Raw genomic sequence first — 12,211 nt, 5'->3', positions numbered from 1 at the left:
GCGGTGGGTCGATGAATGCAAGGGTAGGTGAGACCGGGCTTGGCCGGAATCCCAACGGCGCGCTACACAGCATTGCGTGGCACGCAAAGCTCAAGGAAGGCGTAGCAGGCAAGCGGCATTGCCAGCAGCGGCCGAATGCCAGCTGCTATTGACTGACGCGAGCGTTCACTGAGGCCCGTTCGCCAGTTCGGACACGAAATCGATAAACGCCTTCACTCTTCGCGATCCTCGTTGATTGGGAAGGTAGAGCGCGCTCACAACAGCCCGTGCATCGTTCGGGCCCGCCTCGAGTTCGGCGAACAGCCGCGTGAGGGTTCCTGACTGAACGTCGGATTCCACCAGCCAGTCGGGAAGAAGCGCGATACCCATACCATCCAGCGCCGCTTCGCGCAGTACTTCGGAGCTGTTTGCCTTGAGCCGGCCGCTGACGGGCACACGCTTTTCTTCGTTCTCACGCGAAAATGTCCAGACTTGAGGTTCGGTGGTGTAGGTGAATCGAAGGCATTCGTGATCTGCCAATTCGTCAGGCGACACGGGATAGCCTGCTCGATCGAGGTATTCGCTACTCGCGACGAGATAACGGGCGAAGATGCCGATCCGCTTGCTGACAACGTCGGCCATGGGCGCCACCTCGCCGAGGCGAATAGCGACGTCTATTCGCTCGCTCACCAGATCGACAAAAGCATCGCTCAGTTTGACGTCCAGCTCAAGCTTCGGGTATTTCCGCAGAAACGCCGCGAGGGCAGGTGCGATGCGTCGGGAGCCGAATGCGACCGGCACGGAAACGCGCAGTGGGCCCGATGGCTCACCGCTTCTGTCCGAAACTGACGCGTCCGCGTCAGCCATATCCTCGAATAGTTTTTTTACCTTGGCATAGTACGAGGTCCCCGCGTCGGAGAGGGTCACCTGGCGGGTGCTTCGATTGAACAGTGCGGCGCCGAGCTGTTTCTCGAGCGAATCGACAGAGCGCATGACCGAGGACGTCGCCAGATCGAGGCGTCGTGCCGCACTCGAAAAACCGCCCGCCTCGGCGACTTCCACGAATGCCCGCAGAGCCAATAGCTTGTCCATAACGTTGTTCCATCCGGCGTGCCGCGATTACGATGGCCGCGCCTACGGACTAGCGCGGCCATGCATTTTCAGCGAAATGCTATCAGACCAGGCGATCGTTCAGATGGGGATACGGCTGTCTGGTCGCCGACTCGACGTTGCAGGCGAATCGGGACCTGGTCGTGATCGAACGCGCCATGATTATCAGTCGAACAATTAAAGCACGCGGGCATGTGGGGCGAAATCAGGCAATACCCCAACACGCGGCGCGTTGCAAGTTATCGAGTGATCATTTATATTTTGCCGCAGTGAACAAACTACTGCGGATCGACCGGCACCGTGTCGCCGACACATGATCATGCGCGCCGGGATCGAACCAGCTTAGGTTGGAGTACTACTCATATCCGAAAAATTTTGACTACATCGAGAGGGGATCTTTCAGTGAAAAAGATAGGGGCTTCAATTGCGTTGCTGACGATGTCTATTTCCGCGGTCCACGCGCAAAGCAGCATCACGTTGTACGGGGTTGTCGATCCGGACATTGTTTTTGTGAACAATGCACAGACGGGCCGTTCGGCGGGTCAACTGACAGGGCGGCAACAATACTCCATGATGGACGCAACGACATCCGCCTACTTCGGCAGCCGCTTTGGCCTGAAGGGAGTAGAGGATCTCGGTGGGGGGATGACCGCGATGTTCACGCTCGAAAACGGATTCAACGCCGCGAATGGCACGTTGGGTCAGGGCGGGCTGTTGTTCGGACGGCAGGCATTTGTCGGCTTATCGGCGCCGGTCGGGCGTGTCACGTTCGGCCGCCAGTATTCGTCGATGTGGGATTTCGTGTCCCCCCTCGCGGTCATTACCCAGTGGGCCGGCTATATCGGATCCCATCCGGATGATCTCGACAACATCGGCGGGACGAATCGGCAGAACAACTCGCTCAAGTACACGTCGCCCACGTGGCACGGCATGACAGCCAACGCACTGTATGCTGCCGGCGGCGTCGCGGGGAGTTTTTCGGAGAATCAGATCTGGTCCGTCGGTATGGGCTACACCGGCGGGGCAGTGCGTCTGGGCATCGCGTTTGTGGACGCGTTTGAACCCAATATCTCGATGTATGGAGCAACGCCCGCTGCGGGCGGCGCTGCAACGAACAATTTTGGATCCTTGGGGTCCGCGACAACCGCACAACGAAACCCGATCATCGCGGGTTACGCGTCGGCGCATCGCGAGCAGATCTTTGGTGCGGGCGGCTCATACGTGGCTGGCCCGGCAACGCTGGGCCTCGTTTATACCAACACGCGATTTGCCGGATTGGGTTCGTCTTCGGGACCGAATCCGCTGTCGTACGCGGGTAGCTCTACCTTCAATACGGTCGAAGCGAACCTGCAATATCAGGTTTCGGTACCCGTGACACTAGGATTGTCGTATTCGTTCACCAAGGACGATGGCCCTAATGATCAGAGCGCCCGCTATCAGCAGGTGACGGTCGGTGCCCATTACTTTTTCTCCAAACGCACGGACGTCTATATGGTCGCCGCCTATCAGCGTGCCTCCGGAACGAACTCACTGGGACAAAGCGCGGTGGCTTCGATCGCGGGATTGACGCCGTCTGCGAGAAACCAGCAGATTGCGGACACGATAGGACTGGCCCACCGTTTCTAAGCCTTGATCACCAGGGGCGGCGGCGCTGGCTGCCGCCGCGACAGTCTTCAGCATTCCAGCCAGGCGCTAGGCGCGAGGCTTCATAATGCGGTCGCCCAGAGAGATGCCGAGTTCCGACATGCTGATACCTAGCCGTCTTTGCGATAGTTCCCAACGGGACAGGGCGGACTGCAGGCGGGTGTCTCCGGCCGACAGGGTACGAGCCAGCGCAACTGCGTTCGCGGCCGCCTTGGCAGTGCTGCCAGCGGTATGCGGACGCGGGACGTAGGCGGCATCACCGAGCAGGACGGCCCGATCGAACACCATCCTTTCCACCCGAAGATCCTGAATCGCCTGAACGAACGGCTCGGCCGTCGCGTTCACGAGGAGTTGTAGAGATGGGGCAAGCAGCTGACTGGCGGCGGCGCGCAACCCGGTGATATCGTCATCCTTCGTGGCGCCGGGCGGCAAAGAGGTACTGCGCTGCTTGCCGTGCCGGTCGACCATCAGTGTCTTCAGGTTTTCCGGCGACATCGGCCGATACCAGACCCAGTTCCAGCGGCGCCTGCCAGGCTCGGCCGTGCCGTCTTCCCCCGGTACGAGATAGATCAGTATGAGATGCGCTTCGCCCTGCTGGAAGGTGAAGCGCTCACGCAGAATGTCCGCGGCTTTGGCGGGCAGATCATTTTCTTCGACGAGGCCGCGCCACGCGATATAGCCTGCATAGGAGGGATCGAGGCCAGGCAGCAACTGGGCGCGGACCGTCGAGCGCGCACCGTCGGCGCCGACCAATAAGTCCGCGTGTTGCACGCGACCGCTTTCGAAATGCGCTGTGACCGTTTTGCCGTTTTGCTCGAAATGGGTGAAGCGTTCGCCCGGGTGAATGACTTCGGGCGGTAACGCACGTCGCATTGTGCTGTAAATCAGGTTCCATGAGGTCTGCGACTGCGGCATGTTGAACCGCTCGATAATGCGGTCGGCCTGATCGAGATAGATGCGCTCGCCGGAGTCCACGCCCGGAGGGGCGGGTAGTGCGACCCCGCCGAACCTGAAGGCTTCCGTGACGTCAGGCTGCAGTACGATTCCGCCGCCCCGGCTGTCGAGTTGGTTAGGAGACTGCTCAAAGAGATTGACCTCCCAGCCGACCGCGCGAAGCGCAGTCGCGGTGAACAGACCGCTAAGCGAGCCGCCGATAATGGTGGCCCGGGGTTGGGCGGCATGGCCCATATTGCGCTCCTGATGGTCTCGTTGGGCAGCGACAAGGTGAGTCGCTCGTCTGATTGGCTTTCTCCGCCTTCTACGAAAGCCCGACCGCGTAAGCCCAGTGTATGCCTCGGCCGGTAGAAGCAGGTGAGGTTGGCAAGGTTAATTGTTCTGAAGAAGCGCGCGCAACGTCAACGTCCTTTCAGACGCTTGCGCCTCCCAATTTGGGCGGCTAAGGTCTTTCAAATCCGTCGTGCTTGTCGGCAATCGGCGTCCACACGCGAGTTCGTCTTCAGTGACGACGCTGTATTGCGTGCCATGCCGCCACATAGCGTGAACCTGGTATTGTTCTCTTAAGGGAAATTAAGCTTTGGGCAAGGCTTTTTCATGGCACAACTCGGTAGTATTGGCTGCGCACAATCAGGGCAGGCGCGCTCGTCAGCCCTGCGCGACGGAGAACGCAGTGAAGCCACCTGCGCCGAATAGAGTGCCCGCATAGTCGCTGCGGTGCGGCTCACCACGAATCGCACCGTTCGACATGGTCGTGAGCAGACAACCCCGCAAGTCAGAGGAGCCGTTTCACTTTGGACAAGACCAGTGAAGAGCCGACATCGTCCGCGCGGCCAAAGGTGATGGCAATTCTCGCGCTAGTGGCGTTTGCGCTGCTGCTAGCCGCCGTTCTGGCCTTTGCATTCGTGAAGGGTGAGCGCAGTACCGACGACGCCTATGTGACCGGTCATCTGCACACTATTTCATCCCGGGTGAGCGGCACGGTGCAAGAGGTGCTGGTCGACGACAACCAGTTGGTCCATGCTGGTCAGGTGTTGGTGCGTCTGGATACACGTGACTTTGACGTGCAAGTCGCATTGCAACGATCGAGGGTGGAGCAGGCCAGATCGGACCAGGACAACGCGCGTGCGCAAATCAGTCAGACTGAAGCCGCTATTGCCGCCGCTACTGCCGACGCGCGCTAGGGCGACCTGAATTTTGTGCGTGCCCGCGAGCTGACTGCGGAAGCACCGCGAGGCCTTTCGCAGCAGGATTTCGACGCCGCGGATGCCGCGCGCACAACAGCGCATGCGCGCGTGCGCCAGGCCACCGCTCAGCTCGAAGCGGCTCAGGCGGGTTTGCTGGCGGCGCGGGCACTGGAGTCGCAGAGCACGGCCAACCTGCGCGACGCGTCGCTGCAATTGACGTACACCAATATCATCGCGCCCACCGATGGATACGTGGGAAAGAAAACTGTCGAGACGGGCCAGCGCCTCGTGCCGGGTCAGCCGCTGTTGACGGTGGTCGAGGCAGACGTCTGGGTCGTGGCGAACTTCCGCGAGACGCAGCTCAGGCATGTCAAGGTGGGCGACGCCGTGGATCTGGACATCGACGCGGTGCCGGACACGCCTTTCCATGGGCACGTCGACAGCTTCGCACCGGCCACCGGTGCGCAGTTTGCGCTGCTGCCGCCTGACAACGCGACCGGCAACTTCACGAAAGTGGTCCAACGGGTGCCCGTGAAGATACGCTTTGACGGCCTGAAAGACCCGGACTACCGGATCAGACCGGGGTTATCGGTCACGGCAACGCTTGCGCCGCAGGGCAAGTCGCGATGAGCGGGCGCGTCATGCTGCTGACGGTTTGCGCGCTTGCGGCATGCAGCGTCACACCGCAATCAAGCACACCGCTTGCGTTAAGCGAGGCGCCATTTCGCCACGCGGAGCCGACGCATGCGGCCGCCATCTCCGACGGCGCGTGGCCCGCACTGTTCGCCGATCCACTGCTGGCCAACCTGATCGATGCCGCGTTGACGAACAACTACGAGATTGCATCGGCCAACGCGCGTATTGCCCAGGCACGTGCGCTGGTCATGGCCAGCGACGCGTACCAGGTGCCGACGGTCGGGATTAAACCGTCGTTTTCGCGCAACCGTGTCTCCGGCACAGTGGACGATGCGTTGCCGAAGCGGATGCTGCGCACGTGGGCGTTACCTGTCGATGCCACGTACGAGGTCGACCTGTGGGGACGTCTCAAGGGCCAAGCCGATGTGGCGCGTGAGGATGCGCTAGCAGTGCAGGCGGATGCGGCCGCGGTGCGCCTGCGCGTTTCGACGGAAGTGGCGAGCGACTATCTGACCTTGCGCTTTGTCGAGCAGGATAGTGCGGAGTTGCGGCAGACCATCGAGCTCAGGCGGGCCGCCTTGCAACTGGTGCAGCGCCGCGTCAAGGCGGGCGCCGCCAGCGACCTCGACGCCCTGCGCGCAGCGACCGAGTTGAACACGGCCAACGCGGACCTCGCCGAGAGTGAGCGTGAACGAGACAATCTCGTCGATGCGCTCGCAGTGCTCACAGGGCGCTCCGTGACTGATCTGACGATCGGTGCGGGATTGGCCCCCGTCGAGTTGCCTGATATTCCGGTCGGCTTGCCGTCGGCGCTGCTCGAACAGCGCCCGGACATCTATGCCGCACAACGCAGACTGGATGCAGCATCCTTGCAGATCGGCATTGCCAGAACGGCGTATCTGCCGACCCTGACGCTCACGGCGGACGGCGGCTTTGCAAGCCGCGATCTGGGCTCGTTCCTCGACCGTAACAGCTCGGTGTGGGGCCTCGCCATTAGCGCGGCATTGACGCTGATCGACGGCGGCCGCCGACGTGCGGAGGTCGAGTCCGCTCAAGCGGGTTATCTGATCGCGGACGCCAATTCCAAGGCGCTCATGCTCGACGCGTTGCGGCAGGTACAGGACGCGCTGAACGATGTCGCGGCGCAGCGGCTGCGCATCGTCGCCTATGAGCGGGCGGCCTCGACGTCGGCGCAAGCAGCCCGGCTGTCGCGTAGCCGTTACGAACACGGCTACGTCGACTATTTCGAGGTCGTCGATTCCGATCGGGACGCGCTGTCCATTCAACGTGAGCTGATCCACAGCCGCCAGGCGCAGGCGGTCGCGATCGTTACTTTGGTACGGGCGATCGGCGGCGGATGGACGCCTGATAGCGAAGCACGTCCGGGAATGGAGAAAGCCGCCCGCAACGATTGAGGGCATGCAGGACATTCGGAAATATTGATGGCGGGGCTGAGAGGCCTTCGTCACCCGGGAGGCGGGCTGCCAAGTCCGAATCCGGCCGCAAGCTGTGGCCCTTTCTGAAGCAGCGGTGCGACCGCGATGCGCCGGGCCGCTGCCCAGTCGGCGAGGTGTCGTGCAACATCGTCGCTGTCTGGGGGCAAGAATTCAGCAAGGGACACTGCGTCGTCCGCTGCTTTGGACGTGCCTGAGCCGGTGTGTGGTCGGAGCGTGCAGGCCGCGTCGCCGACCAGCGCGACCCGTCCGTCGACAAAGGCGGGGCTCAGCGCGTCGAAAATGGCCTGTACGAACGGCGCCTGGGTGGCGAGCACCAGTTGTGCCAATACGGCAGGCAAACGCTGCGCGGCGAGACTGTTGAGGTCGGCCAGCGCCGCCGCCGCCAACTGTCCCGCGCTGACGGACGTGTGATGCTTGCGCCCGGTGGAGTCGGTCAAATGCCGTCGCAGTGCTTCGGCGTCAGCTTCGTTGCGATACCACAGCCAGTTGAAGCGCCGCTTGCCCGGCGCCAGCGAGCCGTCGAGAGCGGGGATCAGGAACGCCATGAAGAGTTCACCGGGCTGCCGGTGCAGTGTCATGTTTTCGACGAGAGTGGCGATATCAGCGGGGTTGAAGGTGGCTTCATCGACAATGCCGCGCCACGCGATATAGCCCGCGAACGATGCATGATAGTCGGGAAAGAGCCGGGAGCGCAGGCGCGAGCCGGTACCGTCAGCGGCGATCAGAATGTCCGCATGTTCTGTCTGGCCATCGTCGAAATGAATGTCGACGCCGTACTTGTTCTGGTCAAAGCCTGCCACTTCGCGCCCGTAGCGAATTCGCTCCGCCGGCAGCATGCTGCACAGGGAGCGATAGACCGCGTCCCACGACGAGAAGGGCAGCATCTCGGGTTCGTCGCGAGTGACGGCACCGCCGACATCGATCCAGCGCCGGCGATGCGTCGGCACGCTGATCATGTCGCGGCAGTAGTGACCGTGATTTTCGAGGAAGCGCAGCATGCGCCGCAGCAGCACTACGCCACCGCCCCGACCACGCAATGCATGCGCAGAGCGTTCGTACACGAGCACGTCGTGCCCGGTGCAATTCAGCGTGAGGGCTGCCGCAAGCCCCGAAATCGAACCGCCTGCGATTGCAATCTTCATATCGGATATCTGCTCAATGTCGATGCGTCAGGCCTCGATCTGCCTGCGCAAGTGGTCGCCGCTTGACGGCGGATTGGTGATTCACGCCACCTGCTTGCCGATCTATCGCCATTCGAACAGGCAGCGCACTTTCATTCAGTTTACGTAGGGAGAGATAGCTCGACCGCGGCGCATACGGCCGGACGCTCACGAGCAGTCCATCGAGCATATTCGAAAGTATTTCGTCCGGCGCGCTAAAAGATCTAAATCATTCTGAACCGACGCAGGCACAGCGCAAGTCGGCCTACCCAACATAGAAAAATCGGACCATTCGGTAAGTCACAGGACGTGCAGCGCATCCGGTTACGCCGCAATGGACTGATACTGCTCCCGTTTTTCTTCCGTACAGGTTATCCCGTCCGACTTTGATAGGAACTAAAGATCATGCATTGGATCGTTTTCTGCACCGATAAGCCTGGTGCTCTGGCCCTTCGCGATGCCACTACCCCGAAACATCGCGCGTATCTGGAGAGCGGGACGGTCACGCTTGTCACGTCCGGTCCATTGGTGGACGACGCCGGCGAGAACAAGATCGGCAGCTTCTTTCTTGTGGAAGCGCAGACGCGCGACGAAGTCGAGGCATTCAACCGCAATGATCCGCTCTTCGCAGCTGGGGTCTGGGACGAAGTCAGAATTCATCGTTTTCATCGCCGGGTGGGTTGAGCCATTGACGGCGGCGCGTGACGATGCGCCGTGCCTTGTTCGAGCTCGGTGGAATTAATCGGACTCAGCGGTAAATGTGCGGGCTTTACGGTTACGACTCGCGAAAGATGAAGACGTACTCTTCAGTTCAAGACGAGCCGCGCAGTAACAAAGAGGAGACGAGTGTGAAGTTCAATAGTCCGTTCCGGTTGATGAAGGCGGCAGCGGTCGCGTCGCTTTGCTCGCTGTGTGCCGCCGGCGCGCAGAGAGCCGCAGCGGCCGACCAGGCCTCGACGCCGCAAGTCACTGCGGCTGTCAGTACCTATTCGCTGAGCTTGACTCAGGCAATGAAGCTTATCGACACCGGCACCGCCGAGGCTCGTGCACACCATCTTGCGCTGAGCTTCGCCGTGGTGGATCCGGCTGGTCATCTGATCGCCGCGGCGCGCATGGACGGGGCGCCTTTTGCGAGTCTCGACTTCGCGCGCGGCAAGGCGTTCGCATCGGTCGCGCTTGGCGGGCAGTCGGGCGCGACGCTGGAGCAGCGTTTCAAGGACGATCCGTCGGAATACAGCAACGTGTCCAGCGCCGGCTACTACGCACCGTTTCTGCCGGGGCGTGGCGTCCTGCCGATCTTTTCCGGCGGACACCTGCTGGGCGCGCTGGGCGCGAGCGGGGCGCCTTCGGATATAGACGAACAGATGGTCAAGGGCGCAATCGAATCGATCGGTGCATCGACCGCTCGATGAATTCGGCTGGTCCATCGAGAACAGATCAGGAATACCTATGAAAAAAGAGACACAGCAGGATCTCCAATCCGTCGTCAAAGAGGGCGCACTGGAGCAAGGTAGCGCGACGACGCGGGATGCAACCGCCGTTTGCCGTCGCACGATGCTCAAGCTCGGTTTCGGCACGCTGGCCGCGGGGGCGTTCGGATTGTCACGCGCGGTTCGTGCGCAAAGCACGGCTGCGCCAGGGCAGGCCGGTGGACTGGCGTCGCCGGACGGTGCGCTCGTCAGGCTCGTGCCTTCGCAAGAAACCGTGCGTGTAGGCCAGATGGAGCCGGATACGCCGGTCGCCGCCGCGGTCAAATCAGGCGATACCGTGTGGTACGACGGCACGTGGACCAACTGGGGCAATGAAGCGAAGTACGGCATGACCTTTAAGGAGCGCGAGCCGATCCGCAAGAAATATCCGAATGGCGCGTTCTCGCTGATCGGTCCGGTAGTGATGGAGGGCGCCGAGGCGGGCGACCTGATCGAATGCCGGATGCTGAGCATGCGGCCGATCGATTGGGGATGGAATTCGGCGCCGCCCGGCGTCGGCGCATTGCCGCACGATTTCAAGCCCTATCTACGCTATCTGAAGTTCGACAAGGAGCGCAACTCGGCCGCGTATGTGCCTGGCGTCAATATTCCTTTGAAGCCATTTCAGGCGTATATCGGTACGCAACCCGTGGGCGACAAGCCGGTGAGCGCGAACCTCGCCGGCAATTACGGCGGCAATCTGGATTGCGCGGTGCTCGGCGTCGGCACGTCGATCTTGCTGCCTGTCCACATGGCGGGCGGGCGGGTGTGGACCGGAGGATCGATGGGCGCGTCGGGCGAAGGTAATGTCGATCAAACGTCGATCGAAACGGCCTTCGAAGAAATGCGCATTCAATACGTGCTGCACAAGCGCGCGGCACTGAACGTTCCGATGGCTGAAACACCCGACTACTGGATCGGCTTCGGCTTCGCCGACTCGCTCGACAACTCGCTGGTGGCCTGTCTGCGCCAGATGATCGGCTGGCTCTCCGCGGCGACCGGCATTGCGCCGGAGGACTGCTACGGCATCTTCAGTGTGGCGGGCAGTTTTCGCGTCACGCAATACGCGAACCAGACCGCCACCGTGTACGCGACGGTTCCCCCGAAGGGCATTCACTGCATGCTGCCGAAGAACATTTTCTCGACGGTCCTGCAGCAGCGGATCGCGACGTTCACACGAACCTGACTGGTTCATTCCAGACCTGGAGCGGTTGATTCGGCGCGCCGCCGATGGTCCAGCGCGGCTCGTGGGCAGTGCGCGCGCGTTGCAAGGAGATGATTCGATGGATGCGAAAGACAAACAAGCCATGAGGGGCGACGACCTCGGGCAGACGCAAGGTTCCGGCTGGTTGTGGGCCCTCTTGGTGTGTTTTCTGGTGATCGTGCTGGACGGCTTCAACACCACGTCTATTTCGTTCGTCGTGCCGAAACTGGCTGGCGATTGGGGCCTCGCACCCGCGCGCTTCACGCCGGTGTTCGTGGCAACGAATATCGGCGCCGCAATCGGCTTCATGATCAGTGGGCCGCTTGCGCAGCGGTTCGGCAACCGGCTCGTCGGGCTCGCAAGTGTCGTGCTATTCGGCGGAGGCACGCTCGTGACGATGTTTGCCGCTGACGTCGTCAGCCTGTCCGCCATGCGCCTGATCGCAGCGATCGGCCTGGGCGGCGCGCTGCCGATCGCCATTACCGCGTCGGCCAGCATCATCGGAACGAAACACAAGGTGGCGGCGTCGTTGCTGGTGACGACCGGGATGTCGGTGGGCGCGGTCATAGGCGGGGTGACGGGCGGCCGGTTGATGAGCGAGTTCGGCTGGCAGTCCATCTTCGTCGTGGGCGGTGTGCTGCCGTTCGTTCTGGTGCCGGCATTTTTCAGGATTCTGCCGGCCGAGGGTAAGGCTGCCACCAGCGGTGAACCCGTGCCGACGGCCAATCCATTCAAGCTGCTGTTCAAGGAAGGACTCGGGCTCTACACCGGTCTGTTGTGGGCATTTTCTTTCCTGATCTTTACGGACGTCTACGCGCTGCTGTTCTGGCTGCCTACGCTGCTGCCCACGTTCGGCTTTGCGTCGGATCATGCATCGGTCGGCATGGCGGCCTTCAGCGTCGGCGGACTGGCCGGCAACGTGCTGATGACCGTGGCCGTCGCGATGATGACCATCGTCGGCAAGCTCCGATTGAAGTCGGCGCTTGCGCTCGGCGGGGTGCTCATGATCCTGAGCATAGGCGTGCTGAGTCAGATCACTGTAGCGCCTGGCATTGCGCTGCTGCTCATCGCGGTGATCGGGGCGGGACTGGTGAACGGCATCATGGGCCAGACCGCTCTGGCGGTTTCCTTCTACCCGACAGAAATACGCGCGACCGGTGTGGGCTGGGGACATGCGGTCGGGCGCGTCGGCTCCTTCGTCGGCCCAGCGATCGGCGGTGCGTTGCTGTCGGCCGGGTGGCCCGCACGCGACATCGTTCTCACCGCGATGCTGCCCGCAGCGGTTGCGATTCTCCTGCTCGGCGCGCTGGCGTTGGCCGGTCGCAGAGGCGCACGCGGGTTCGTCAGCAACGCTGTGGCAGAGCACTAAACCGTCTGCCGCGATTCAGACTCGATACCCCGCCGGCACGCT

At 62.0% G+C, this 12,211-nt stretch carries 11 protein-coding genes; 8 read left to right on the top strand and 3 right to left on the bottom strand.

Annotation, left to right across the window (positions count from 1 at the left end):
- Nucleotides 1-165 precede the first annotated feature (165 nt).
- On the bottom strand, nt 166-1,071 hold the full coding sequence (locus HF916_RS22420) for a LysR family transcriptional regulator (protein WP_168790991.1): 906 nt from the start codon (nt 1,069-1,071) through the stop codon (nt 166-168).
- A 318-nt stretch (nt 1,072-1,389) separates the two neighbouring features.
- On the opposite strand from HF916_RS22420, the gene HF916_RS22415 reads away from it, so the two are divergent.
- Nucleotides 1,390-2,715 (top strand): porin, encoded by a 1,326-nt coding sequence (locus tag HF916_RS22415; protein WP_240975467.1) that lies wholly within the window; start codon nt 1,390-1,392, stop codon nt 2,713-2,715.
- A 66-nt stretch (nt 2,716-2,781) separates the two neighbouring features.
- Here the strand turns inward: HF916_RS22415 and HF916_RS22410 are convergent, their stop codons facing one another.
- Nucleotides 2,782-3,921: an FAD binding domain-containing protein gene (locus HF916_RS22410; protein WP_168790990.1), complete on the bottom strand. Its 1,140-nt coding sequence runs from the start codon at nt 3,919-3,921 to the stop codon at nt 2,782-2,784.
- A gap of 560 nt (nt 3,922-4,481) precedes the next feature.
- Between HF916_RS22410 and HF916_RS51735 the strand changes: the two genes are divergently transcribed.
- Genes HF916_RS51735 through HF916_RS22400 form a run of 3 tightly spaced genes read left to right on the top strand, consistent with a single transcriptional unit; the run spans nt 4,482 to nt 6,925 of the window.
- Entirely contained in the window at nt 4,482-4,871 is a 390-nt protein-coding gene (locus tag HF916_RS51735; protein WP_346777720.1) for a biotin/lipoyl-binding protein, read from the top strand.
- A 15-nt stretch (nt 4,872-4,886) separates the two neighbouring features.
- Nucleotides 4,887-5,504 (top strand): HlyD family secretion protein, encoded by a 618-nt coding sequence (locus HF916_RS51730; RefSeq protein ID WP_346777719.1) that lies wholly within the window; start codon nt 4,887-4,889, stop codon nt 5,502-5,504.
- Nucleotides 5,501-6,925 carry an efflux transporter outer membrane subunit gene (locus HF916_RS22400; protein WP_168790989.1) on the top strand — a complete coding sequence of 475 codons (1,425 nt, stop codon included), beginning with the start codon at nt 5,501-5,503 and terminating at the stop codon, nt 6,923-6,925. The genes HF916_RS51730 and HF916_RS22400 overlap by 4 nt, the downstream gene beginning before the upstream one ends.
- A 50-nt stretch (nt 6,926-6,975) precedes the next feature.
- On the opposite strand, the gene HF916_RS22395 is transcribed toward HF916_RS22400, so the two are convergent.
- Complete coding sequence (locus tag HF916_RS22395) at nt 6,976-8,109, bottom strand: FAD-dependent monooxygenase (RefSeq protein WP_168790988.1); 1,134 nt, start codon at nt 8,107-8,109, stop codon at nt 6,976-6,978.
- Nucleotides 8,110-8,532: 423 nt separating this feature from the next.
- On the opposite strand from HF916_RS22395, the gene HF916_RS22390 reads away from it, so the two are divergent.
- The 4 genes from HF916_RS22390 (at nt 8,533) to HF916_RS22375 (ending at nt 12,169) form a co-directional block, all read left to right on the top strand.
- Nucleotides 8,533-8,811, top strand: a complete 279-nt coding sequence (locus HF916_RS22390; protein WP_168790987.1) for a YciI family protein — start codon at nt 8,533-8,535, stop codon at nt 8,809-8,811.
- A 164-nt stretch (nt 8,812-8,975) separates the two neighbouring features.
- Entirely contained in the window at nt 8,976-9,539 is a 564-nt protein-coding gene (locus HF916_RS22385; protein ID WP_206001841.1) for a GlcG/HbpS family heme-binding protein, read from the top strand.
- 37 nt (nt 9,540-9,576) lie between these two features.
- Complete coding sequence (locus HF916_RS22380) at nt 9,577-10,782, top strand: acetamidase/formamidase family protein (RefSeq protein WP_168790986.1); 1,206 nt, start codon at nt 9,577-9,579, stop codon at nt 10,780-10,782.
- Between the two features lie 97 nt (nt 10,783-10,879).
- On the top strand, nt 10,880-12,169 hold the full coding sequence (locus HF916_RS22375) for an MFS transporter (protein WP_168790985.1): 1,290 nt from the start codon (nt 10,880-10,882) through the stop codon (nt 12,167-12,169).
- The last annotated feature ends 42 nt before the right edge of the window (nt 12,170-12,211 follow it).

It is taken from the genome of Paraburkholderia aromaticivorans (assembly GCF_012689525.1).
In the GTDB taxonomy this organism is placed as follows: domain Bacteria; phylum Pseudomonadota; class Gammaproteobacteria; order Burkholderiales; family Burkholderiaceae; genus Paraburkholderia; species Paraburkholderia aromaticivorans_A.
Note: the sequence above shows the minus strand (reverse complement) of the source record. Positions and strands in the feature narration are given on the sequence as shown.

What these genes read in the sequence shown, in the direction of transcription:
- HF916_RS22420 (WP_168790991.1), bottom strand. Translation starts at nt 1,071, where the DNA reads ATGGACAAGCTATTGGCTCTGCGGGCATTCGTGGAAGTCGCCGAGGCG.
- HF916_RS22410 (WP_168790990.1), bottom strand. Translation starts at nt 3,921, where the DNA reads ATGGGCCATGCCGCCCAACCCCGGGCCACCATTATCGGCGGCTCGCTT.
- HF916_RS22400 (WP_168790989.1), top strand. Translation starts at nt 5,501, where the DNA reads ATGAGCGGGCGCGTCATGCTGCTGACGGTTTGCGCGCTTGCGGCATGC.
- HF916_RS22395 (WP_168790988.1), bottom strand. Translation starts at nt 8,109, where the DNA reads ATGAAGATTGCAATCGCAGGCGGTTCGATTTCGGGGCTTGCGGCAGCC.
- HF916_RS22390 (WP_168790987.1), top strand. Translation starts at nt 8,533, where the DNA reads ATGCATTGGATCGTTTTCTGCACCGATAAGCCTGGTGCTCTGGCCCTT.
- HF916_RS22380 (WP_168790986.1), top strand. Translation starts at nt 9,577, where the DNA reads ATGAAAAAAGAGACACAGCAGGATCTCCAATCCGTCGTCAAAGAGGGC.
- HF916_RS22375 (WP_168790985.1), top strand. Translation starts at nt 10,880, where the DNA reads ATGGATGCGAAAGACAAACAAGCCATGAGGGGCGACGACCTCGGGCAG.